The sequence below is a fragment of the Xenorhabdus yunnanensis genome, assembly GCF_028598805.1.
GTDB lineage: Bacteria > Pseudomonadota > Gammaproteobacteria > Enterobacterales > Enterobacteriaceae > Xenorhabdus > Xenorhabdus yunnanensis.
This window is the reverse complement of the sequence record NZ_JAQRFI010000043.1, coordinates 15,776-38,817: the sequence shown is the minus strand read 5'-3', so window position 1 is coordinate 38,817 and position 23,042 is coordinate 15,776. Positions and strand designations below refer to the sequence as shown.

The 23,042-nt window shown below is 44.4% G+C and carries 22 protein-coding genes; 11 read left to right on the top strand and 11 right to left on the bottom strand.

Annotated features, from left to right (window positions below; genetic code table 11):
• Positions 1 to 520: baseplate complex protein (locus PSI23_RS15850; protein WP_273555991.1), on the top strand; the 520-nt coding region annotated here is incomplete at its 5' end.
• The gene (locus PSI23_RS15845) at positions 517 to 2,154 is read left to right on the top strand and encodes a type VI secretion system Vgr family protein (RefSeq protein WP_273555990.1); all 1,638 of its coding nucleotides are present in this window, start codon (positions 517 to 519) and stop codon (positions 2,152 to 2,154) included. The genes PSI23_RS15850 and PSI23_RS15845, both read left to right, overlap by 4 nt.
• Positions 2,155 to 2,857: 703 nt before the next feature.
• Here PSI23_RS15845 and PSI23_RS15840 read toward each other — a convergent pair.
• Positions 2,858 to 3,364: a zinc ribbon domain-containing protein gene (locus tag PSI23_RS15840; protein ID WP_273555989.1), complete on the bottom strand. Its 507-nt coding sequence runs from the start codon at positions 3,362 to 3,364 to the stop codon at positions 2,858 to 2,860.
• A gap of 434 nt (positions 3,365 to 3,798) precedes the next feature.
• On the opposite strand from PSI23_RS15840, the gene PSI23_RS15835 reads away from it, so the two are divergent.
• The gene (locus tag PSI23_RS15835) at positions 3,799 to 4,938 is read left to right on the top strand and encodes a glycosyltransferase (protein WP_273555988.1); all 1,140 of its coding nucleotides are present in this window, start codon (positions 3,799 to 3,801) and stop codon (positions 4,936 to 4,938) included.
• Between the two features lie 62 nt (positions 4,939 to 5,000).
• Here the strand turns inward: PSI23_RS15835 and rfaL are convergent, their stop codons facing one another.
• Positions 5,001 to 6,218 (bottom strand): O-antigen ligase RfaL, encoded by a 1,218-nt coding sequence (gene rfaL, locus PSI23_RS15830; protein ID WP_273555987.1) that lies wholly within the window; start codon positions 6,216 to 6,218, stop codon positions 5,001 to 5,003.
• Positions 6,219 to 6,510: 292 nt separating this feature from the next.
• On the opposite strand from rfaL, the gene PSI23_RS15825 reads away from it, so the two are divergent.
• The 5 genes from PSI23_RS15825 (at position 6,511) to PSI23_RS15805 (ending at position 11,508) form a co-directional block, all read left to right on the top strand.
• Positions 6,511 to 7,152, top strand: a complete 642-nt coding sequence (locus PSI23_RS15825; protein WP_273555994.1) for a lysophospholipid acyltransferase family protein — start codon at positions 6,511 to 6,513, stop codon at positions 7,150 to 7,152.
• Entirely contained in the window at positions 7,149 to 8,093 is a 945-nt protein-coding gene (locus PSI23_RS15820) for a phosphatidate cytidylyltransferase (RefSeq protein WP_273555986.1), read from the top strand. The genes PSI23_RS15825 and PSI23_RS15820 overlap by 4 nt, the downstream gene beginning before the upstream one ends.
• Positions 8,094 to 8,123: 30 nt before the next feature.
• Entirely contained in the window at positions 8,124 to 9,023 is a 900-nt protein-coding gene (fieF, locus tag PSI23_RS15815; protein WP_273555985.1) for a CDF family cation-efflux transporter FieF, read from the top strand.
• A gap of 267 nt (positions 9,024 to 9,290) precedes the next feature.
• Entirely contained in the window at positions 9,291 to 10,268 is a 978-nt protein-coding gene (pfkA, locus tag PSI23_RS15810) for a 6-phosphofructokinase (RefSeq protein WP_273555984.1), read from the top strand.
• Positions 10,269 to 10,527: 259 nt separating this feature from the next.
• Positions 10,528 to 11,508, top strand: coding sequence for a sulfate ABC transporter substrate-binding protein (locus tag PSI23_RS15805; protein WP_273555993.1), 981 nt, complete (start codon positions 10,528 to 10,530; stop codon positions 11,506 to 11,508).
• 86 nt (positions 11,509 to 11,594) lie between these two features.
• Here PSI23_RS15805 and tpiA read toward each other — a convergent pair whose 3' ends face one another.
• Positions 11,595 to 12,362 (bottom strand): triose-phosphate isomerase, encoded by a 768-nt coding sequence (tpiA, locus tag PSI23_RS15800; RefSeq protein WP_273555983.1) that lies wholly within the window; start codon positions 12,360 to 12,362, stop codon positions 11,595 to 11,597.
• Between the two features lie 144 nt (positions 12,363 to 12,506).
• Positions 12,507 to 13,115, bottom strand: coding sequence for a DUF1454 family protein (locus tag PSI23_RS15795; protein ID WP_273555982.1), 609 nt, complete (start codon positions 13,113 to 13,115; stop codon positions 12,507 to 12,509).
• A 70-nt stretch (positions 13,116 to 13,185) separates the two neighbouring features.
• Here PSI23_RS15795 and PSI23_RS15790 point away from each other — a divergent pair, with 70 nt between their 5' ends.
• Positions 13,186 to 13,623, top strand: coding sequence for a DUF805 domain-containing protein (locus PSI23_RS15790; RefSeq protein ID WP_273555981.1), 438 nt, complete (start codon positions 13,186 to 13,188; stop codon positions 13,621 to 13,623).
• A 68-nt stretch (positions 13,624 to 13,691) separates the two neighbouring features.
• On the opposite strand, the gene fpr is transcribed toward PSI23_RS15790, so the two are convergent.
• A complete protein-coding gene (gene fpr / locus PSI23_RS15785) occupies positions 13,692 to 14,438 on the bottom strand; it encodes a ferredoxin--NADP(+) reductase (protein ID WP_273555980.1) in 747 nt (248 codons plus the stop codon).
• Between the two features lie 486 nt (positions 14,439 to 14,924).
• Here fpr and emrD point away from each other — a divergent pair, with 486 nt between their 5' ends.
• Entirely contained in the window at positions 14,925 to 16,112 is a 1,188-nt protein-coding gene (gene emrD, locus PSI23_RS15780) for a multidrug efflux MFS transporter EmrD (RefSeq protein WP_273555979.1), read from the top strand.
• Between the two features lie 89 nt (positions 16,113 to 16,201).
• Here emrD and glpK read toward each other — a convergent pair whose 3' ends face one another.
• Positions 16,202 to 17,725: a glycerol kinase GlpK gene (gene glpK / locus PSI23_RS15775; RefSeq protein WP_273555978.1), complete on the bottom strand. Its 1,524-nt coding sequence runs from the start codon at positions 17,723 to 17,725 to the stop codon at positions 16,202 to 16,204.
• Between the two features lie 88 nt (positions 17,726 to 17,813).
• Positions 17,814 to 18,611, bottom strand: a complete 798-nt coding sequence (locus PSI23_RS15770; RefSeq protein WP_273555977.1) for an MIP/aquaporin family protein — start codon at positions 18,609 to 18,611, stop codon at positions 17,814 to 17,816.
• Between the two features lie 315 nt (positions 18,612 to 18,926).
• Between PSI23_RS15770 and zapB the strand changes: the two genes are divergently transcribed.
• Complete coding sequence (zapB, locus tag PSI23_RS15765) at positions 18,927 to 19,169, top strand: cell division protein ZapB (protein WP_273555976.1); 243 nt, start codon at positions 18,927 to 18,929, stop codon at positions 19,167 to 19,169.
• Between the two features lie 155 nt (positions 19,170 to 19,324).
• Here the strand turns inward: zapB and rraA are convergent, their stop codons facing one another.
• The 4 genes from rraA to hslV all read right to left on the bottom strand — a co-directional run bounded on the left by rraA (position 19,325) and on the right by hslV (position 22,924).
• Entirely contained in the window at positions 19,325 to 19,846 is a 522-nt protein-coding gene (rraA, locus tag PSI23_RS15760) for a ribonuclease E activity regulator RraA (RefSeq protein ID WP_273555975.1), read from the bottom strand.
• 107 nt (positions 19,847 to 19,953) lie between these two features.
• Positions 19,954 to 20,871 (bottom strand): 1,4-dihydroxy-2-naphthoate polyprenyltransferase, encoded by a 918-nt coding sequence (locus tag PSI23_RS15755; RefSeq protein WP_273555974.1) that lies wholly within the window; start codon positions 20,869 to 20,871, stop codon positions 19,954 to 19,956.
• A 179-nt stretch (positions 20,872 to 21,050) separates the two neighbouring features.
• Positions 21,051 to 22,382 carry an ATP-dependent protease ATPase subunit HslU gene (gene hslU / locus PSI23_RS15750; protein ID WP_273555973.1) on the bottom strand — a complete coding sequence of 444 codons (1,332 nt, stop codon included), beginning with the start codon at positions 22,380 to 22,382 and terminating at the stop codon, positions 21,051 to 21,053.
• 11 nt (positions 22,383 to 22,393) lie between these two features.
• A complete protein-coding gene (gene hslV / locus PSI23_RS15745) occupies positions 22,394 to 22,924 on the bottom strand; it encodes an ATP-dependent protease subunit HslV (RefSeq protein WP_092520260.1) in 531 nt (176 codons plus the stop codon).
• Positions 22,925 to 23,042: the final 118 nt, after the last annotated feature.

Here is a 23,042-nt window from a genome sequence, read left to right as displayed (position 1 = left end):
CGCCCTTGATGGCGAGGCCATTGCGTTAAAAAGTCTCACTGTCACCCCCTCCATGATGTTTCAGGATCAAGACCAGAGCGGCCAGTCTTCCAGTACCGCCGTGGCCGAACAGGGCATCAAACCGAAAGAATTGCGCATCACGGGCATTATTCCCTTTACCGAACAGAAAACCCTGTCGCGCCTGTTTGCACTGGCAGAAGCCAAAGACAATGGCAACCTGAAACGCTACCGGGTGGCCAACCTCACCGCACAGGCCATTAATTTTCGCATCGGCACCTTTACGGGCACGATGGATGCCAGCAAGGTGGACGGTAAACAGGCATGGCAGGTGACCTTTACCTTAAGGGAACATCTGTCCGTGGCGGAAAAACGCGATGCCCGTGCAACCGGTTCCATTCAGGCTAAAAAACAGACCGGACAGGGCGGCACGAAAGCCGGGGAAGACCCGGAAAAATTAAGCTGGTTCGAACGCGAGGTCTTAAAACCGATTAACGATGGCATCGGAGGCGCAAACGAATGAAGCCTATCCAGAGACTCTACTTATCCGGCGATGAGGTGCATGTGGTGGATGCCAATCTCATGCTGGAACTGTCATCCTGTGGCCGGGGCTTTATCACGGCGGAAACCACCACCGATTACACCGGGAAACTGGTGCGCCTTGATGTGGGCTATACGGATTTGGTGCTGCGCTGGTTTACGGGCTATGTGGAACGTGCACAGCCTGCTCAGAACGGGTATCAGCGCCTGTTCGTGCGTGAACTGGTCGGCGTGTTTGATAAAGCGTGGCCGTGCTCGTTTCAGCATCCGACATTACGCCAGATGGTGGCGTGGTTGCAGGAACACAGCGGCCTGACGTTCACCTTACCGGATGCCCCTTATACCGATAAACCCATTCCGCACTATACCCATAACGGCACGGGCTACCAGTTGCTGGGCAGTCTGGGGCCGCTTTTTGCCATTGAGGACTATATCTGGCACCAGTTGCCGGATGGTTCGGTGTATCTGGGCAGTTGGGCACATTCGATGTTTAAGGATAAACCCGCTGAAATCCCGAATGAATTCAGCCAGAGCCAGTCGGCAGGCAATGCCATGACCCTGCCGATGATCCAATCCCTGCGCCCCGGCTTTGTGGTCAATCAGCAGCGGCTGACCAAGGTCAACCTGTTGAATGAAAACATGGGCATCACATGGCAGCCGAAAGGCCAGACAGAGAACAAAACCCCCGCCCAGCGCCAGATTGATGCGGCTTACCCTGAATTATCCGCCGGGCTGCATCTGCCCAAACTGGCGCGGATTGAAGCCCACACCGAAAACACCGTCAGTGGCGATATGTCTGACCCGTTCCGCCCGCGTTATGCCGTCGATGTGCAGTTGCTGGATGATAACGGCAAAGATGCCGCCGCCCCGGTTTATCGTGCCGTGCCGCTGCCTTTGCCGATGGCAGGTGGTGAATCGGGCATGTTCCAGTATCCGCCCATCGGCACGGTGGTTGAGATTGCTTTCGAGGGCGGACGACCGGATAAACCCTTTATCCGCCAGACCCTGAGTCAGGGCAACACCCTGCCGGATATCCAACCCGGTGAACAGTTGCAGCAGCAGCGGGCGGAAGTCTCGCAGCGGGTGACACAGGCAGGGAACTGGATACGCCAGACCGACCAGACCATTAACGAATCGTCCATGCACCGTGAAATCAAAGCTGACACGGAAACCCGCACGGTGGTCGCCCGTGATACCACCATTCAGGCCACGGATAAAACGATGGTGTTAGGCACATCCACCTTATTGGCGGGCGCTGTCCAGCAAATCGCAGAGGGTGACTACAGCGTGGCAACCTCATCGAATTTCGTCGCCAGTGTGGGGAAAAATGCCAACATCGACGTGGGGCAAACACTGATAGAGAAAATCGGCCTGCTGAAACAGAGCATTGCGGGCGTCAAACAGGAAATCGTTGCGCCTGTGGTCTGGGTGGGTAGCCCGCAAATTAACGTGATGACGTTGATGTTGGATACACTGGATGTGGTCAGGGAACTGGCGGAACTGACCGCCGCCCATACCCATCACAATACCGGCACACCGCAGAACGCCAGCGCCATTAGAGGCACCGCCCATAAATCGGATGGACTGAAACAGAAGTATTCGCCCGTGATTGGGTAAGTATTACTTATCTTACGAATGAGTGAGATTGCTATTTTGAGGGGTAAGAAGTAAGATTTGAGTTCTACGTTAGAAATGTACGGATTAATTTTCAACGTGCAATTACCGCGTTGAAAACGATGATGGCGGTGTCAGTAGACTTTCATCCGTTGGCTCCCAGATACCCCCCTTATCAACCTAAAGACAGCACAATCAACCTCACCAATTGATTGCCTGTTTATCAAATAACCCTGCTTCGGTAGGGTTTATTTTTGTTCCCTCATTAAACGCCACCAAACGCACCCAACACCGTTTATCTTTCGATTCACTACTCATAATGGTTCATTTGGATCTGCATTCCTGTGTCAATCTCACGCAGCACAATCCCCACGAAATAAACGTAAGCCCCACGTAAAACGGACTACACCGCACCCGCCTGCCCGTTTTGGATCAAAAAATTTTTTCAGTTTTAAAATACTACAAAGGGAGTCACCAGAGCGCACTAGTGCTGGCGCTGTGGGGGAAATTATAAACTGAAAGGATTGAAAAGATTTTCAGTCAATTTCAGTTTTTGGATCAAAAGCGGATCGCGGGAGAAATGTCAATGCAATGATATTAAAGTAAAAATTCTATTTTACGTGAAAGAATGGATCAAAAGACAAAGCCGCAACATATTAAATAATTCAGGTTTTGTGCGGCTTTGAGGGAAAAGGGAAACTGAAATTTATAGCCTTCCTTGCTCAACTCTTACATCTAGAATCGCTTTACTACTTAAGTCCATTGTACAGTCATAAATCATAGGAACTTTCGCATTAAATCCATTAGTGAATTTAACTTTATCCCCGATGAAGGTCATTTGGTTGTTTTTTGCATCGAGTCGAGAGTGCGAGAACATTGGTGTCAAAATTCCGTCCGTCCATTCATAATCATATTTAGCTAACTTCTGTATTGGAGTTTTGCACTGCATTGCAGCTTTTGGCCAATTTTGATCAAATAGGCACTGAGTATCAGTTGATGTACAAGTTTTTGTAGCTGACACTGTTTCAGTGTTATTGGTTTCATCTATTCTTGAAAAGTAGATTGCTGCAAGTGCGACGAGAATTATTAGAATCAAACAACCACCCAACTTTTCTTTGGCCCCCACTCCGGGATCTTTAACCCCGCAGTGTGGACATGTTTTCGCTGATGTAGAAACTTCTTTCCCACACTCTTTACATTTTTTTAGTGCCATAGATTAATCATCCTTAAATATTAAAAAAGCGTGGTAAGGATAGCGGATTCAGGTTTAAAGAAAAGTAGTATGGACATTGATTTATTTTGAGTGGGTGTAAAGTGGACATGAGTAAAAGAGGAAGGAAAACTATTAAACAATAGGTTGAGCATCAAGAGTCATAAAATCTTGTGCGACACTTTTGCGGCACTGTCTAACAGAAACAAAAAAGCCCCTCGAAGTACGAAGGGCTTTTTTTATATTGTCGATGTGGTCATGGTGTGGACACTTTTATCTATAAATCCTTTTATTACAATGTTTTGTGTTTTAAAAACAAACACCATCCCTGTCTTTCAGCCCCCGTGAGGGGCTTTTTTTTTCGATTGTAGTTTGCTTGCATAAACTGATCTTTTTTTATCTAATCCGATGAATGATTTCTACTGATTGCTTTTCTCATGAAAAAATTTATTTTTGTTGCTCCTGAATTTCATTCCATTCCCCCAAATTATGCAGCTGCAGTAGAGTGGTGGATCTATAACGTTGCCAAAATCAGTCAAGCTAATAATTTAATTATCTGTAAAGGAGAAAGAACAGAGAAAACTGTAGAAAAAATCAGTGAATATTCCACCATCCATAGAATATACACTAGCGCAATTTATAAACGTTTTTTCAGGAAATGGTCCCGCTTAGATCCTTACCCTTATGTCAAAAGGGTGATAGACACAGTTTCCTGTAGCCAAAACCAGCCCCATGACAAACCTATTTTGATTATTCAAAACTCCGTTTCACTTTATAACGAGATTAAGCAGTATTATCCTGAAGAACAGATGGTACTTCACCTGCATAATAAGCATAACGTCACTACTTTGGGTACTGAGGTAAAACTTATTACTCCAAGTCATTTTCTGGCTGATTTTTTTCGTAATGAAGCGAAGTTAGAGAACATTAAAGTTGTGCCAAATGGTATTGATAAGATGCTTTATATGCAACAAAGTTGCTGGAAAAGGGAGCGCTTTGGTCTCAAAAATACGGCAAAAATCATTTTGTATGCTGGGCGATTAGATAAGAGGAAAGGAGTGCTTGAGTTAATGGAAGCTGTATCCTTATTGCATAAAAAGGATACACAAATCACACTTCTTTTGATCGGAGAACACACAAAAAATACAAAAGGTGAGCGTGAGATTTACCGTAAAAAAGTCGTTGATAAAGCGTTGGAGATGACAGAGTGTTGTGTTTTGGCAGGAAATATTCCGCCTGCAAATATGCATCAGGTTTATTCACTTGCTGATTTAACGGTTGTTCCTTCATTGTGGGAGGAGCCATTTTGTATGGTTGCATTAGAGTCAATGGCGAGAGGTACACCTGTTTTGGCTAGTCCAAGAGGGGGAATCAAAGAGTTTGTGGTTCCCAACAATACAGGTTTCTTACTGCAAGAGCCATTATCTCCAGAGAGTATCGCTCAGGATATTTTAGATACGCTGTCAGATAGTCGATTACACGATGTTACTGAAAAGGGTAAAGAAATGGCTCTTACAAACTACGATTGGCATACGGTAAGTGAGTCTCTAACTACTGTGTTGTCTGAGTGGTTTTAACGGTATTTATTTTACAGGCTATTCATTTTTGGAATAGCCTGTAATCATTAGCGTTTAAATCTCTATATTGTTTTATTCAATCTTTGTTGACACAGCGCGATTAGCAAACCAAGATAAATTCCTAAGATATTCAAATGAACACTTTCAAAATTTCCCCTAACAATAAAATAGCCAAAGAAAGAGATAAGTAAGATTAATGCAGCTTGTTTATTGCAGTTGATGCTTGCATTCCACTCTTGAGCCGATTGTTTCAGATAAGAGAGGATTAAAAATAAAAAGGCGCTTAAACCCAAGATTCCGGCAGAAAACCAAATTGTCAGGAAAATATTATGAGGGCCAAGGGAAGTTCTAAATGTCCAATCAGGGTAATTCTTAACGTTATCGTTATAAATTTGGTCATAGATTTTGTTGCCGGTACCATAGCCTTTGATTGGGTTTTCCAGAATTAAAGTGAGTGCTGAGCCTTGCGTTCCATTGCTATATCGGTAACTACTGTCGGTTTGTTCTAACTTGTAAGTCAAAGCAGAGCCTTTGATCAGGTAATCAGATTTGATGGCAAAGATGGCGGCGCAGACAAAAACAATACTGGCAATTAACGTTTTCCAGTTTTTGTTCATAATGATCATCATGAAAAACATAACAAAAATTGCAAGCCAAGCTCCTCTGGAAAGGGTGCCCAACAATACAAAAAGCACGGATAAAATGAGCAAAATTGTCAGTGTTAAACGAACATAATTTTGAGTTTTTTGAAAATGCCAAAGGGCCACTAATGCTGGAAAGAAGAAAACAATACCATCTGACACGCTGCGATGATTATAGTTGGTGAATGGCATAATATCGTTCTGATAATCTAGATAAAATAGGTACATTTCTTTCAGCGTGATGAATAACAATCCAAGTAAAAATGAACCAATAATCATTTTCTGAATTTTAAGCACATTCGTATGACTTAATGCTAACGTAATGAGAATACTGGAGAGAACAACATCTCTAAAAAAAGGCGTTTTGATTTCACTAAAACTGAGCTTGGGATCAGGTGAAATAGCAATCGAATAGAGGTAAGCCAAAGTTAATATTCCCAAAGTCAGTACGATGTTGTTTTTCAACGCACAGAGGCATCCTTTGGGATTCTTAATAAGAAAGTAGAGTGCGGTTAATGCTATCAATGCAAAAAATAGATTTTTATAGCGCGTGATGCCTGTGACATAGACAAGCGCGATGTAACCACCGACGAAAAAAGTACTCCAAGATAAATAATTTTTAACGGTTTCTTTAAACATGGCTTTACCGGAATAAAAGTGGATTTCTGATCGGTATTTTGTACCATTTTCATAATACAGGCACGAATAAAAATACGATGTTATAACTTGGCACAAATTCTGGAGGATTTTTAAGTTTACTCCATGAGATTCCAAGGACAATTTCTCAACTAATGAAAGAATTGCTTATCAATTAATTCTCCCTCCAATCTGTTGTTATCCTGACCAATATTGATTATCTTATGTTCTATTCTCCCGTTATTTAAAAATCTTATCACTCTCACTTCACATAAAAGGGATAAGGATGCCCAACATGGATAATTTTTATGAAATCAGCCTGTTGGCAGAAATCGTGGGTGCCACGCTATCAGGTTTATGTCGTCTTCTAACTGGTGTGCAGTCGCGATGGATTGGCTGCGAGCCATCAATTGTGAGCCGCATTTATTATGCTAATCATTCCAGTCATCTCGATGGGTTAGTGATTTGGTCTGGGCTTCCCCCTGCGTTGCGATATCAAGTTCATCCTGTTGCTGCCTGTGATTATTGGGACAAAACAAAACTACGCCGCTATCTCGTCCATAAGGTATTTCGCGCGGTATTAATTGAACGTAATGGAGAAACCTCGCAGAAAAAGAGGGTACTCGCGCCATTGGAAGCAGTTTTAGCTCAAAAAGAGTCTTTGATTATCTTTCCGGAGGGAACTCGGGGAGATGGTGAACAAATCAATCCGTTCAAGGGTGGTTTGTATCATTTGGTTCGTAAATACCCTGATGCTGAGGTAGTGCCAGTTTATTTGAAGAATTTGAACCGTGCTCTGCCGAAAGGAAAAAAACTCTTGGTGCCAATTCTTTGTTCGGTCACGTTTGGCAAGCCATTGGAACAATTAGGTGAGGACGAAGGCAAGAATGAGTTCCTATTACGTGCCCAGTCTGCATTAGAGGAGTTAGTGCTATGACAGGTATCGATTATGATCTGATGCTGTTGTTGGGCGAGATTTTCGGGATATTGATTATCGCCAGTGTGATTGGGGGCATTTTGGCTTTTCGCTATTCGGGAGAAAAGAGCAATGCCACTATCGACAACCTGAATGCGCGGATTCGTAGTTGGTGGGTGATGTGTATCATCTGTGTTCTGGCTATTGCAGTTGGGTCTTTGGGAGCAATTATTTTGTTTGCGGTGATGTCATTTTTTGCCTTGCGTGAATTTATCACTCTAACACCTACTCGCCGCAGTGATCATGAGGCACTATCCTGGTGTTTCTTTGTTTTTATGCCTGTGCAGTACGTTTTGGTTGGTATGCAATGGTATGGCCTATTCTCGGTGTTCATTCCTGTTTATGTTTTCCTGTTCCTGCCCGCCCGGACGGCTTTGGCTGGGGATACAACCCATTTTCTAGAGCGAATAGCCAAAATTCAGTGGGGGATGATGGTAACAGTGTTTGCCATCAGCCATGCGCCAGCATTGTTGATGCTGCAGATCCCAGAGTACAAACATCAAAATATCAAATTATTGCTGTTCTTGATGATCGTGGTGCAAATGTCTGATGTTTTGCAGTACGTATTTGGCAAGTTATTTGGTAAACGTCCGATTGTACCGAAGCTCAGTCCCAATAAAACGATCGAGGGATTTGTTGGCGGAATTTTGGCTTCTGTGCTGTTGGGAATGTCAATGTTCTGGGTAACACCTTTCTCCCCGTGGGTAGCAGGACTGATGTCGTTGGCAATTACCCTGATGGGGTTCATTGGTGGATTATGTATGTCAGCGATTAAACGAGACAGCGGAATAAAGGATTTTGGTGGAATTATTGAAGGCCATGGCGGAATGCTAGATAGAATTGACTCGCTTTGCTTCGCTGCCCCTATATTTTTCCATTTGACGCGCTATTTTTATACTTGAGGCTGACTAAATAACCGAAAGGTGGCGTCAATGAGTATAAATTATGGGCGATGGGTCAGTTCTGCTGCGTTGGCGGCAACGGTACTGGCCAGCGTGCTGTTGATCGTAAAAATTTTTGCATGGTGGTTAACGGGTTCGGTGAGCTTACTGGCTGCGCTGGTGGATTCATTGGTTGATCTGGCTGCTTCTTTGACGAATTTTTTTGTGGTGCACTATTCACTTCAGCCTGCTGATGAAGAGCATACATTTGGGCATGGTAAAGCTGAATCGCTGGCTGCTTTGGCTCAAAGTATGTTTATTTCCGGTTCGGCGATTTTCCTGTTCTTAATGGGTTTTCAGCATCTGTATTCCCCCAAGCCGCTGGAGCATGCAGAGATAGGCGTTTGGGTAATCACCATTGCCCTGATTTCTACGTTATGTTTGGTCACGTTCCAAAAATGGGTGATCAATAAAACCCAAAGTCAGGCGATTCGTGCGGATATGCTGCATTATAAGTCTGACCTCTTAATGAATGGGGCAATTCTGGTGGCATTGCTTTTGAGTCTGTATGGTTTTAAACGCGCAGATGCGTTATTTGCCTTAGGAATTGGAATCTATATTCTCTATAGTGCGTTACGGATGGGTTATGATGCCGTACAATCTTTGCTTGATCGTGCCTTGCCGGATGAAGAGCGGCAGGAGATTATTGAGATTATCCGAAATTACCCTGGTGTAGCAGGTGGGCATGATCTGCGAACCCGACAATCAGGGCCGACTCGTTTTATTCAGTTCCATCTGGAGATAGATGACCATTTACCATTAGTGCAGGCGCATGCTTTGGCAGAAGGGATTGAAAATAAATTGCGGGATAGGTTTCCGGGTGCCGATATTATTATTCACCAAGATCCTTGCTCTGTTGTGCCTGAGGAGCATAAAAATCGTTGGGATTGACGAGAAATTTATTCATAATCAAAAGATCGTCAAAAAATAGACATAATCTTAATGCAGGCTGGGTGTTTTTCCGTATCATAGATAATGTTGAATCAATTCAGCTGGTGGATTCACAATCGGGTTTCGCAAAATCACCGTTAATTTTTCCCCTTTAGGGGAAACAGTCAGCAGATTGGCAAATTCTATACCTACAAATTCTATACCTACAAATGCTATGCCTACAAATGCTATGCCTACAAATATTATATCGACAAGTCAGAGGTCATCATGATCAACAAGATTAAAAGAATCGGAGTCTTAACGAGTGGCGGTGATGCGCCTGGCATGAACGCCGCTATTCGTGGTGTTGTTCGTGCCGCTTTAACCGAAGGGTTGGAAGTCTATGGCATTTATGATGGCTATCTGGGGTTGTATGAAAACCGCATGAAGAAGCTTGATCGCTTTAGTGTTTCCGACATGATTAACCGCGGTGGTACGTTTTTGGGATCAGCGCGTTTTCCTGAGTTCAGGGATGATAAAGTCCGGCAAACTGCCATTGAAAACATGCACAAAAATGAGATTGATGCACTGGTGGTGATTGGAGGGGACGGTTCTTATTTGGGCGCGAAGAAGCTGACGGAAGCGGGCTTCCCTTGTATTGGCTTGCCCGGAACGATTGACAACGACGTCGCGGGTACAGATTACACCATTGGTTATTTCACGGCGCTGGAAACGGTGGTTGAAGCGATTGACCGTTTGCGCGATACATCAACTTCCCATAAACGAATTTCGATTGTTGAAGTGATGGGGCGTTATTGTGGTGATTTGACCTTATCCGCGGCAATAGCAGGTGGATGTGAATTTATTGTTTTGCCTGAGAATGAAATCTCATTCGATCGTGAAGAGTTGTTGAGTGAGATTAAGGCAGGAATTCAAAAAGGTAAGCGTCACGCGATTGTTGCCATTACTGAGCATGTTTGTGATGTTGCTGAGTTAGCGAAATATATTGAGGCGGAAACACACCACGAAACTCGTGCAACGGTATTGGGACATATTCAGCGTGGTGGTGCGCCTGTCGCTTATGACCGCATTCTCGCATCCCGTATGGGGTCGTATTCTGTTCAGCTACTATTGGAAGGACATGGCGGTCGTTGTGTGGGCATCCAGAACGAGAAACTTGTTCATCACGATATCATCGATGCGGTACAAAATATGCAGCGTGTCTTTAAGAAAGAGTGGCTGGAGACCGCGAAAAAGCTCTACTAATCCATTCTTAATTCTGCAAAATCTTACCTCAGAGATAGCCACGTTGTGTGGCTGTCTCGTCACTCATATTCTTCTTGTGCATAAGCCAAAATTTAAAATTATTTCTGTGCCATAACGCTTTCTGTCAGTTTCTATAGCGGAAATCATCATGGCATCATGGCTTAGGGGAATAGTTACCGTGGATATGAATGTAAGGGGTATGAATACAGGCCCGCGATGGGCAATCACAAAAAAGTATATTGTGTCGGCGTTATCTTTGATGGCCTTAGCGATGACACTGATGGCTAACAGTGCTTGGGCAAAAGCAAAAGATAGCCAAATATTGAATGTATCTTATGATCCGACTCGTGAATTTTACCAGCAGTATGATCAGGCATTCAGAGAATACTGGCATAACAAAACCGGGGATAATGTCAGGGTTCGCCAATCACATGGAGGTTCAGGCAAACAGGCAACTTCCGTTATTAACGGCCTTCAGGCAGATGTTGTGACTTTGGCACTGGCTTATGATGTGAATGCCATCGCAGAGAGTGGACGCATTGATAAGCATTGGGTTAAGCGTCTGCCGGGTAATTCAGCGCCTTATACATCAACCATTGTCTTTTTGGTGAGAAAAGGAAACCCTAAACAGATAAAAGATTGGTCGGATTTGATTCGTCCGAATATTGCGGTTGTTACGCCAAATCCGAAAACTTCCGGTGGGGCACGTTGGAATTATCTGGCTGCCTGGGGATATGGATTGACACATAACAATCAGGATCAGGCTAAAGCCAAAGAGTTCGTGAGGGCACTCTATAAAAATGTTGAAGTGCTGGATGCCGGCGCGCGCGGTGCAACGAATACGTTTGTGGAGCGCGGAATTGGCGATGTATTGATTGCGTGGGAAAACGAAGCCTTGTTGGCGATTAATGTTTTGGGCAAGGATAAGTTTGAAATTGTGACTCCGAGCATTTCTATTTTGGCGGAGCCGACGGTTTCTGTTGTCGACAAGGTAGTTGATAAACGAGGAACGCGCGAGCTGGCAACGGAATATTTGAAATATCTTTATTCTCCGGTTGGGCAGGAGATTGCGGCCAAAAACTATTATCGTCCTCGCGATAAAGCAATAGCAGAAAAATACCGCGCTGCTTTTCCTGAACTGAAGCTTTTTACGATTGATGAGGTCTTTGGTGGTTGGGATAACGCTCAGAAACAACATTTTGCCACGGGCAAAATTTTTGACGAAATTATCCGGCGTTAATCATTGAGCCGATTTTGAGTGAGAAAAAACCGCCACAAGTGATGCTTTGTGGCGGTTGAGTCATTTTTCTGTTCTTTATTAAAAGATCACACTTTTTTCGCTTCTGCCGCGGCTTTCACGATGACTGCAAAAGCATCGGCTTTCAGTGAAGCACCACCGACCAGCGCACCGTCGATATCCGGTTGGGTGAACAGCTCCGCTGCATTACTGGCATTAACTGAGCCGCCATATTGAATAATGATTTGTTCAGCAATAGCTGCATCTTGTTTTGCGATATGGTCACGGATAAATTTATGAACGGCTTGAGCTTGTGCAGGTGTTGCGGATTTGCCTGTACCGATTGCCCAGACAGGTTCATAAGCAATAACTGTATCTTTGAATGCTTCTGCGCCCAGTGTGTTCAGGACGGCATCGATTTGTCGTGCACAGACGATTTCAGTTTGACCGGCTTCATTTTCTTGCTCGGTTTCGCCAATGCACAGAACTGGAATCAGGCCTTGCTCTTTCAGAATAGCAAATTTCTTCGCGATTAATTCATCGCTTTCTTTATGGTAAGTACGACGTTCAGAGTGACCGATAATAATATATTTTGCACCGACGTCTTTCAGCATTTCTGCGGAAGTTTCGCCAGTGAATGCACCAGAAAGGTTTACGCTAACATTTTGTGCGCCCAGAGCGATACGGCTACCAGCCAGAGCATTTTTTGCCAGAGAAACATAAACTGTTGGTGGTGCGATAGCGACGCCACAGCCGTCAACGTTACTCAATTCTTTACGCAGGCCTGCAATCAGGTCGTTAACCATGTGGGTACTGCCATTTAATTTCCAGTTACCCATAACTAATGGATGTCGCATATTTTTCCCTCCAACCAGAAAATAATCAAATTGCGAATTGAATGAATATTCTTTCTTTGAATGACATTATGGTGATGTCATTCCCTGTAAGCGGAATCCCGACAGTATAAAGATCATCAACGCGAATAGCTCTGCGCTGTGTCACTAATTTTCATTTGCTGAGGTGTCAGATAACGATAGCTTAATCGGTTCAATTGCGAAGGTCATTATATTTTCGCTGCTGTTTACGATGATGTAGCGTGCTGCTCCCATTTTTTGACTCAAAGTCGAGTGCGTTTCTGTTGCGTCCAAAAGCCTTTCCAATTGAATTTGAGCTTGTTCAGGGGAAAGAGTAGGCTCAAATTGCCTGATCAGGGCAGTCATATATTGTTTTGCCAGTATGCGGTTTTGCTTATCTTCTTGTTCACTTTGTGATGGCAGCAGGGTAATTTGCAGGCTTTTAATCTTTTCGCTACCTCGTTCCAGTACCGCTGAAGAGTATATGTTGTCATTGATTTTACTGGCAGCACGGATGAAAGGCTGGGAAATATTCTTGCTGGCGATCACTTTATATTCGCACAGGGGAGTATCCGGATTTTTTTTGTTGTATTTTTCCCGAAAGATAGGGATGGTTTCTTCGAAAGTAGGAGAATCCGGCAGAAGATACATTAATGATGAGTTTATTTCTGGTGTGACAGAAAGCTCATCGGCAGAGGCTGATAATGGTAAACCGATGCCAAAAACGATTAATATTGTCATCAGAAGTTTATTCATGCCTGTTTTCATTTTGCTACTCACTGAGTTAAATCCTGGAAAAACAGCATCCACAATTGGAAAAGAGTACATGACATTACAACAATGGGGATTCTCATTCAAAGGCCGAATTGGTCGGCGAGAGTTTTGGAGCGGTATAGGTATCTGTTTCGCCTTGATCTTTATACTCCTGACACTGCATGGAATGAATGTCCTCCCCATGAATTATGCGGCGTTTGGTGTTGCTTTGCTATTGTATCCAACGGCAGCAATTTTTTCGAAACGTCTGCATGACAGAAATAAAAGTGGTGGCTGGGTATTACTATTGGCACTGGCTTGGATACTGTTGTCCCTTGATTGGAGCACAATGGCACCAATATGGCAGTGGGGAATTGGTCGTTTTGTTCCGACACTGATTTTTGTCATGATGATATTGGATTGTGGTGTATTCCAAGGCTCGGAAGGCGCCAATCGCTTTGGGGAGATGGCAGAAATGGTTGATTATATTTCTGCCAAGTCAGCCAAGTAGCCTGCTCAAAAACGCAAATAAGTTTGCAGATACGTTTATTGTGGGAGTCGTGGCTATCCATGGGCTGATTACCAGTATTGCTCGCTGGTGATATGACCCGGTTTACGGCGCAGATGTTTTGCCATGTTACGTTGTTCTTTCAATAGTTGCTGGGTATCCCTGACCATTTGGGGATTCCCGCACAGCATAACATGGCTGTTTTCTGCCTGAATCGGTAAGCCTACAGCCGATTCCAACTTGCCATTCTCAATTAATGCCGGAATTCTGCCCATAAGTGAATTCGGCCATTTCTCTCGACTCACGATGGTCTGTATTCTCAGTTTACCTTGATATGTTTTCTCCAACTCTTGCATCATGGGTAAATAACTTAAATCTTTTCCCCATCTGGCAGCATGAACTAAAACAATATTTTCGAATCGTTCCAGATTAGTGCCTTGTTGGAGGATGGAAAGGTAAGGCCCAATGGCTGTGCCAGTAGAAAGCATCCAGAGTGTTTGGCTGTCAGGGATCTCATCAAGAACAAAAAAACCAGCCGCCTGCTCTGTTACCAACAATTCATCCCCCGTTTTTAGCGCAGCTAAACGGGGGCTGAGTTTTCCTTCCGGAACGGTCACTAAATAAAATTCCAGATTATTGTCTTCGGGAGAGTTGACGTAAGAGTAAGCCCGTTGGATACGCTCCCCCTCAATTTCCAGTGCAAGTTTTGCAAATTGTCCGGCGGTGAATGTTTCTATTGGCGCATGAATTTTTATGCTGAAAAGTGAATCAGTCCAATTGGTTATGTCGGTAACTTTTCCTGTAACCCAGTTTGCCATTACGATTAACCTCTCTACACAATATGGTACGCATTAATATGGTACGAATTAGTATGGTGTGCATTAATTCGGTGCAAATGAATACTGCATGAATTGGTGATTTTTTGTAACGATTCTACGTGATTACCTGAAATAACATTATCGATTACGTGTTACAGTTAGATTAACTGGATTCTTGCCAATATTACGGATTGATATGTACATTTTTATTGACGTTTATGGGAAATTTCTCTGTAATTTTTTATTAATGTAAAATTGTATACTGCAAAGAAAGAATATAGATTTGCCAAGTGAATCATATCCAATGAAGTTAGTATGTCAGGTTCTTTATTAAGCGCTTGAGGGTGTCACTATGACTGATGATTGATTAGGTAACTATTAAATGGCTTATACAATACTTATTCAAACATTGAATAAATATTGCTCTTTAACGAACGATTATTTTCCATGAACAGCTGTTTCAATAAATGATTGTATATAAGTGCGATGAGAAAAATAGAACACTTTAATTTATTGTTGATGTTGATTGCCTTGGCCGCTGTAGGGCAGATGACTCAGACAATCTATGTGCCAGTTATTGCCGATATGGCTAATGATATTAGTAAACCTGCGGGAGAAGTTCAGCGGGTAATGGCGGCATATTTGTTTTCTTATGGGCTTTCACAGCTTTTTTATGGACCGCTATCTGACAAGGTGGGGCGTCGTCCTGTGATTCTGGCGGGAATGTCCATTTATCTGGTGGCGACGATATGTGCTCTGTTTGCGCCAAACTTACTGGTGCTGGTGCTTGCGAGTGCATTACAGGGATTGGGCACTGGGGTTGCAGGTGTGATGGTGCGTACTATGCCACGAGATTTATATACTGGCACAACGTTGCGCTATGCCAATAGCCTGCTGAATATGGCAGTGTTAATCAGCCCACTGGCTGCTCCCATGATCGGTGGGATAGTTGCCCACTATTTTGGTTGGCGCTCCTGTTACTTGTTCCTATTGGTGATGGGGGTTATAGTCACTTTCTTCCTGATTCGGCATTTACCGGAGACCCGTCCCGCAGAGACTGCACGTAGCACGATGCTGGTCTCTTTCCACCAATTATTCTCTCATGGTGCTTTTGTCTCTTACTTGATCATGTTGGTGGGTGGTCTGGCTGGGGTGGCTGTTTTTGAAGCCAGCAGCGGTGTGTTAATGGGGGCTGTTTTGGGGCTGGATAGCCTAACGGTCAGTATCTTGTTTATTCTGCCAATCCCCGCGGCATTTTTTGGGGCGTGGTATGCCGGGCGTGAAGGTAAAGCATTTTATCGGCTCATGTGGCACTCTGTTATCTGTTGCTTGCTGGCGGGAGTTTTGATGTGGTTACCCGGCTGGTTTGGTATCATGAATATCTGGACTTTGTTGATACCAGCCGCATTATTCTTTTTTGGCGCAGGTATGTTGTTTCCATTGGCAACAACCGGAGCGATGGAGCCATTCCCTTATCTGGCAGGAGCCGCAGGTGCTTTGGTAGGGGGCTTTCAGAATGTAGGCTCAGGAGTAGTCACATGGCTGTCGGCGATGTTACCGCAAAATAGCCAATTCAGCGTTGGGATGCTGATGTTTTCTATGTCGCTGCTGATTCTATTTTGTTGGTTGCCCATTTCCCAGAGAGTCCAGCGTCAGGAGCATACAGTTTTGTAAAAGCGAAAATTGTGCTGTCGAAATAAACGCTGGTTTTTAAAGGCTCCGGCAAAGTGTATCAACAATGTCAGAGCCTTTATTTCTCGCAGTTAGGCGCGATCTTCCCATTCTTGGGCACGGGCAACGGCTTTTTTCCAGCCATTGTATTTGTGGTTGCGCTCAGTTGTTTCGATACCCGGGCGGAATTCTTTTTCGATTACTGCTTTACTTTTCACTTCATCCAAATCTTGCCAGAAGCCGACAGCCAAGCCAGCAAGGAAGGCTGCACCTAAAGCAGTGCTCTCACGAACTTCAGGGCGTTCCACACGGGTGCCGAGAATATCGGATTGGAATTGCATCAGGAAGTTGTTGGCGACAGCTCCGCCATCTACGCGCAGGGCTTGCAGACGAGTACCTGCATCAGCTTGCATAGCATCCAGTACATCGCGGGTTTGGTAAGCGATGGATTCCAGAGTAGCACGAATAATGTGATTGCTATTTGCACCACGGGTCAGTCCAAAAATAGCACCACGAGCGTAAGGATCCCAATACGGTGCACCAAGGCCAGTAAACGCAGGAACAACATAAACGCCATTGCTGTCTTTGACTTTGGTCGCGAAGTATTCTGAATCGGTAGCATCCGCTATGAGTTTCAGTTCGTCACGTAGCCATTGAATGGATGCTCCTCCAACAAATACTGCACCTTCTAATGCATAATTGACTTCACCGCGTGGACCACAGGCAATAGTTGTCAACAGACCATGGTTAGAACGAACTGCATCTTTGCCCGTATTCATTAGCAGAAAGCAGCCAGTGCCGTAAGTATTTTTTGCCATTCCGGGGTGTACGCACAGTTGACCGTACAGTGCGGCTTGCTGGTCGCCTGCGATACCCGCGATAGGAATGCGAGTGCCACCTTTACCCCCGATATTAGTTTGGCCATAGATCTCTGAGGATGCGGCGACTTTAGGCAGCATCACGCGAGGTATTCCCAACTCATCCAGGATTTTTTGGTCCCAGTCCAGATTATGGATATTGAACAGCATGGTACGGGAGGCATTGGTGTAATCGGTTACATGTACACGTCCCTGAGTCATTTTCCAGACCAGCCAAGTATCGACTGTACCGAATAAAAGTTCACCATTTTCAGCGCGTAGGCGAACACCTCCAACGTTGTCCAAAATCCATTTTATTTTTGTACCGGAGAAGTAAGGGTCCACAACCAAACCTGTATTGTGGCGGATGTACTCTTCCAGACCATCTTTTTGTTTCAGTTTGGTGCAGATATCTGCTGTCCGGCGGCATTGCCATACAATAGCGTTATAAACCGGTTTGCCGGTTTCTTTTTCCCAGACAATAGTTGTTTCCCGTTGGTTTGTAATACCAATGCTGGCAATTTGATCGGAACGGATATCAGCTTTTGCTAGTACTTCGACTAAGGTAGAGCTTTGGCTTGCCCAGATTTCCATTGGATCATGTTCAACCCAGCTAGGTTTGGGATAGATTTGCGGAAATTCACGTTGTGAGATGCAAACAATATTAGCATCGTGATCGAGTATAACTGCTCGTGAACTGGTTGTGCCCTGATCCAGAGCGACGATATATTTTTTTTCAGTAATATTTTCTGTTGTCATAACTATAACCTGGTTTTATTTATTCAGTCATTTTTATTGTTTTATTGGTTTGCCATATTTCAAATGGTGAAAGTTCAGTATGGCAAATTTAAACCTCGCGCGGTAAATGGCGAGTAATTAGTTTGCGGTAGCCAAAAGCACCTAGAATTGCGCCAACGATAGGAGCTACCAACGGAACAAGGCAATAAGGAATATCTCGGCCTCCGGTTAGGGCAATATCTCCCCAGCCAGTCAAGTAAGCCACTAATTTGGGGCCGAAGTCACGGGCCGGGTTTAGGGCAAATCCAGTCAAGGCGCCAAATGAGCCACCGATAACCGCAATGAGAATACCGATTAACAGAGGCGCTAAAGGTCCCCGAGGGATGCCATTACCATCATCTGTCAGGGACAGAATCAGACACAACAGAACGGCCGCTATGATAACTTCAACAATAAATGCATGTAATACGGAGATCTGCGTAGCCGGATAAGTAGAGAAAACACCTGCGGTAAAGAGACTTTCCTGCGAGCCGCGAACGATATTGTGAACTTGCTCATAATCCAGGAAAAGGTTGTAATACATCATGTAGACAATGAGTGCCGCGACAAAGCCACCTAACATTTGGGCAATAATGTAAGGCAGTACTTTTTTTCTATCAAAGTTGGCAAATAGGCATAAAGCAAGGGTAACTGCTGGGTTAAGATGCGCACCTGAAATGCCGGCAGTGAGATAAACTGCCAAAGCGACACCAAAACCCCAGATAATGCTGATTTCCCATAAGCCCAGTTGTGCTCCTGCAAGTCGGGCAGCAGCAACGCAGCCTAAGCCAAAAAAAACGAGCAACGCAGTACCTAGAAACTCGGAAATGCATTGACCTGATAATGTTGGAGTTGTGGTCTGACTCATTTCTATATCCTATAAAAAGTACAGAGGAAAGAGATTAATTATTAGTCCCTTCTTATGTATTAAGAGAAAGGTTCCTGTGAATTTATCGTTAATGCGCGTAAACGAGAAATAGCGAAATTGAAATATGCGTGTTGCGTCAACAAAATGAGCGAATTCGCATTTTTTTTGTGTTTTATTTGGCTTGGAAATGTGATCTAGTAGACATTTGAGTTTGGTCGCTATATTTCTCGTTATACCGCACATTGAAAGGATGAAACTAGACAGGCGTTAATAGGCTAAATACAATCAAGACATTGCTTACAAGAGGGCCCCAGAATGTCATTTGAAGTTTTTGAAAAACTAGAATCTAAAGTTCAGCAGGCGATTGATACCATCACTTTGCTGCAAATGGAAATTGAAGAATTAAAAGAAAGGAATGTAGTCTTATCTCAGGATGTTCAGAATGTGACAGACAGTCGCGATTCTCTGGTACATGAAAATGAGCAGCTCAAGCAGGAACAATCAGCATGGCAAGAGCGCTTACGCACCCTGCTAGGTAAGATGGAAGATGTGCAATAAGGTATCCAATGGCTTAGCTGGAAAAGGGCGATAATTACGCCCTTTTTTATATACCCTTTAGCTTGATCAAATTGGACTAGTTAATATTGGGTATATCAGTATCGGCTATATCAACGTGGCGATGGATGAAAGTCTGTCTCCGTTTTTATCTGAGATTAGATTTCATCATCGTCACTGTCTTCATCAAGCTCTTCGTCAATTTCCAGCGGAACGTCTGATAAAACGATGCCGGTATTGTCTGCGTAGAGATAGTCACCAGAGAAGAACGTCACGCCACCGAAATTCACTCTGATATCACTTTCTCCCGTTCCTTCACTATTGGAGCCAGCAGGGATGGCCGCCATTGCTTGAATACCAATATCAAGCTCAGCGAGATAATCGACCTGACGCACAGCGCCATAGACGACAATGCCTTCCCACTCATTATTGACGGCAAGTTGAGCAAGTTCTGCATCAACTAGTGCCTTGCGTACCGATCCACCACCATCAACGAGCAAAATGCGACCATGTCCATTTTCTTCAAGCAAATCATAAAGAAGGCCATTGTCTTCAAAACATTTCACGGTGATGATCTGACCACCAAATGAAGTACGCCCACCAAAGTTGGAGAAAAGTGGCTCTACCACGTTTATATCTTCTTGATAGATATCACAAAGTTCGGAAGTATCATATTTCATGGGATTTACGTCTGGTTATGCAAGGAACGGACAGTATATCCTTTTAAAGCCAACGTTGGCAAAATCATCAATCTTAAAAATTATGTGCAAAATTGATGCCTACTCGCTTAATTAAGTACCAATCCAATAGAAAACAGAATATTGGTCAATAATGCAGTTTTTACCATTTGTACCAACTTGGGACGCATACCTTCAGGTGTTGGATCACGCAGCACTTGCATCATATGTTTCAATAGCAGGGGAAAAGCGAGCAGGAACAACCAACTAAACCAATTATGCAGGTATAGGAGCGTGAAAGTGATAAGGCAGAGCATGGCGGTAATCAGAAGGGCTGCATGGTAATAGCGGGCCTTTTTTCCTCCCAACCGGACAGCCAAAGTATTTTTGCCGTTTTGGCGGTCATTTTCTATATCACGTAGGTTATTGATGTTCAGGACTGCTACAGAGAGTAAGCCACAGGCTGTTGCGGGCAAAAAGGTACTAATGGAAAAAGTACTGGCTTGCAGATAATAAGTACCAAGAACACTCACCCAGCCGAAAAAAATCAGGACGGAAATATCCCCCAGCCCTATATAGCCGTAAGGACGGATACCCACCGTATAAGTGATAGCCGCGACAATCGCCAGTAACCCCAGGAGCAAGAAACCGATAATGTCGCTTGGACTGTTACAGGCTACAGTGATGAGGGAAATCCCTGATAAACAAGAGAGCAGCACAGTGATTTTCAATGCGTTTTTCATCTGCTTTGCAGTAATCAGGCCTTTTTGCATGCCACGCATTGGGCCAATGCGTTTTTCTGTATCGCTGCCTTTGGCGACATCACCATAATCGTTGGCGAGATTGGAAAGAATTTGCAGCATGGCTGCGGTTAATAAAGCCAATAATGCGACAGGCCATTTGAAATGCCCCATCCATGACGCAAGGGCTGAACCTGTTACGGCAGCAGCAACGGCCAGCGGGAGCGTTTTGGGACGTAAGCTTTCCAGCCATGCCTGTGTCTGGCTAATAGACGTTGTTGAGCTCATATTGTCACTGTTTGTCATTATGGTTGATGTAATAAATTTTATACCATTGAAAATAAAAAAATGGGAGGCTAAAAGCCTCCCTGTTTCGCGATTTTTTTATTATTTCGCGTCTTATTCACGTTAAATTGCTCACGTGAATAAGTCCGGCAAATTGATTCTAATCAAGCTAATATGACTGGTTACAAAATAAACCGACTCAAATCTTCATCTGCAACCAGTTCGTCTAAGTGTTCTTTGACGTAATCGGCATTGATTTCAACGGATTGCCCTTGGCGTTCGCTGGCGTCAAAAGAGATGTCTTCCATCATGCGCTCAAGCACGGTGTGCAGACGGCGGGCACCAATGTTTTCAGTCGTTTCATTCACTTGCCATGCCGCTTCCGCAATTTTACGTATACCATCAGCCGTGAATGCGATATCCATGCCTTCAGTTGCCATCAGGGCCTTGTATTGTTCAGTCAATGAGGCATTAGGCTCGGTCAGAATACGTTCAAAGTCTTCAGTAGTCAGGGCTTGCAATTCAACGCGGATTGGCAGACGACCCTGAAGTTCTGGGATCAGGTCAGAAGGGCTGGAAACCTGAAACGCACCAGAGGCAATGAACAGGATGTGATCAGTTTTGACCATGCCGTGTTTAGTGGAAACTGTGCAACCTTCTACAAGTGGCAGTAGATCGCGCTGAACACCTTCACGGGAAACATCTGGGCCGGAAGTTTGACCGCGTTTACAAATTTTATCGATCTCATCAATGAAAACGATGCCGTGTTGTTCAACTGCATCAATGGCCTGCTGTTTCAGTTCTTCTGGATTGACCAGTTTTGCGGCTTCTTCTTCGACCAGCAGCTTGAATGCGTCTTTGATTTTCATCTTGCGATTTTTTTGACGCTGGCCTGCCAGGTTTTGGAACATTGACTGCAATTGATTAGTCATCTCTTCCATGCCCGGAGGTGCCATGATTTCAACGCCAACTGGAGCGGCTGAAACTTCGATTTCAATTTCTTTCTCGTCTAACTGACCTTCACGCAATTTCTTGCGGAATGCCTGACGGGTTGAAGATGGCTCTGATTGGGTTTCTGCCTGTCCCCAGTTATTTTTTGCCGGTGGCAGCAGGACATCCAGAATACGCTCTTCTGCTAACTCTTCTGCCCGATAGCGGTTTTGCTCAATGGATTGTAGGCGCACCATTTTTATAGCGGAGTCAGTCAGATCACGAATGATGGAATCGACTTCTTTACCGACATAACCGACTTCGGTGAATTTAGTGGCTTCAACTTTGATAAAGGGAGCATTGGCCAGTTTTGCCAGACGACGGGCAATCTCGGTTTTACCGACACCGGTCGGACCTATCATCAAAATATTTTTTGGGGTGACTTCATAGCGCAGTGATTCATCTAACTGCATGCGGCGCCAGCGGTTACGCAGGGCAATTGCAACAGCACGTTTTGCTTTGTCCTGGCCGATGATGTGATTGTTAAGCTCGCTGACAATTTCGCGAGGAGTCATTTCAGACATACTATCTATCCTTACGCTTTCGAAGGCAGTTCTTCGAAGTTGTGATTATGGTTGGTGTAGATGCAGATATCGCCAGCGATGGTCAGAGCGCGTTCCGCGATTTCTCTGGCGCCGAGTTCAGTTGTTTCTAACATAGCGCGGGCAGCCGCCTGTGCGTATGATCCACCGGAACCAATGGCGATAAGGTCATTTTCTGGCTGAATCACATCACCGTTACCTGTAATAATCAGAGAAGCATTTTCATCTGCGACTGCAAGTAGGGCTTCCAGCTTACGCAGCATGCGATCTGTTCGCCAGTCTTTGGCAAGTTCAACGGCTGCTTTGGTCAGATGTCCTTGATGCATTTCGAGTTTCCGTTCAAACAGCTCGAACAATGTGAAAGCATCAGCAGTACCGCCGGCAAAACCCGCGATGACTTTGTCATTGTAAAGGCGACGTACTTTGCGGACATTGCCTTTCATAACGGTATGACCCATTGTTGCTTGTCCATCACCACCGATGACGACTTTGCCATTACGGCGAACACTTACGATTGTAGTCACGAGTTAGCCCCTGGTTACAAAATAGAAGATGGTACACACGGAGCATTAATTGGTTATCCCACAATTGCTTACGCACTGCTGATAAAAGCACCATGTGCATGTTATTAGAGATTAAGAT

Excerpts from the sequence above, each read along its gene's own strand:
- PSI23_RS15845 (WP_273555990.1), top strand. The coding sequence starts at position 517 with ATGAAGCCTATCCAGAGACTCTACTTATCCGGCGATGAGGTGCATGTG.
- PSI23_RS15840 (WP_273555989.1), bottom strand. The coding sequence starts at position 3,364 with ATGGCACTAAAAAAATGTAAAGAGTGTGGGAAAGAAGTTTCTACATCA.
- PSI23_RS15835 (WP_273555988.1), top strand. The coding sequence starts at position 3,799 with ATGAAAAAATTTATTTTTGTTGCTCCTGAATTTCATTCCATTCCCCCA.
- rfaL (WP_273555987.1), bottom strand. The coding sequence starts at position 6,218 with ATGTTTAAAGAAACCGTTAAAAATTATTTATCTTGGAGTACTTTTTTC.
- PSI23_RS15825 (WP_273555994.1), top strand. The coding sequence starts at position 6,511 with ATGGATAATTTTTATGAAATCAGCCTGTTGGCAGAAATCGTGGGTGCC.
- PSI23_RS15820 (WP_273555986.1), top strand. The coding sequence starts at position 7,149 with ATGACAGGTATCGATTATGATCTGATGCTGTTGTTGGGCGAGATTTTC.
- fieF (WP_273555985.1), top strand. The coding sequence starts at position 8,124 with ATGAGTATAAATTATGGGCGATGGGTCAGTTCTGCTGCGTTGGCGGCA.
- pfkA (WP_273555984.1), top strand. The coding sequence starts at position 9,291 with ATGATCAACAAGATTAAAAGAATCGGAGTCTTAACGAGTGGCGGTGAT.
- PSI23_RS15805 (WP_273555993.1), top strand. The coding sequence starts at position 10,528 with ATGGCCTTAGCGATGACACTGATGGCTAACAGTGCTTGGGCAAAAGCA.
- tpiA (WP_273555983.1), bottom strand. The coding sequence starts at position 12,362 with ATGCGACATCCATTAGTTATGGGTAACTGGAAATTAAATGGCAGTACC.
- PSI23_RS15795 (WP_273555982.1), bottom strand. The coding sequence starts at position 13,115 with ATGAATAAACTTCTGATGACAATATTAATCGTTTTTGGCATCGGTTTA.
- PSI23_RS15790 (WP_273555981.1), top strand. The coding sequence starts at position 13,186 with ATGACATTACAACAATGGGGATTCTCATTCAAAGGCCGAATTGGTCGG.
- fpr (WP_273555980.1), bottom strand. The coding sequence starts at position 14,438 with ATGGCAAACTGGGTTACAGGAAAAGTTACCGACATAACCAATTGGACT.
- emrD (WP_273555979.1), top strand. The coding sequence starts at position 14,925 with ATGAGAAAAATAGAACACTTTAATTTATTGTTGATGTTGATTGCCTTG.
- glpK (WP_273555978.1), bottom strand. The coding sequence starts at position 17,725 with ATGACAACAGAAAATATTACTGAAAAAAAATATATCGTCGCTCTGGAT.
- PSI23_RS15770 (WP_273555977.1), bottom strand. The coding sequence starts at position 18,611 with ATGAGTCAGACCACAACTCCAACATTATCAGGTCAATGCATTTCCGAG.
- zapB (WP_273555976.1), top strand. The coding sequence starts at position 18,927 with ATGTCATTTGAAGTTTTTGAAAAACTAGAATCTAAAGTTCAGCAGGCG.
- rraA (WP_273555975.1), bottom strand. The coding sequence starts at position 19,846 with ATGAAATATGATACTTCCGAACTTTGTGATATCTATCAAGAAGATATA.
- PSI23_RS15755 (WP_273555974.1), bottom strand. The coding sequence starts at position 20,871 with ATGAGCTCAACAACGTCTATTAGCCAGACACAGGCATGGCTGGAAAGC.
- hslU (WP_273555973.1), bottom strand. The coding sequence starts at position 22,382 with ATGTCTGAAATGACTCCTCGCGAAATTGTCAGCGAGCTTAACAATCAC.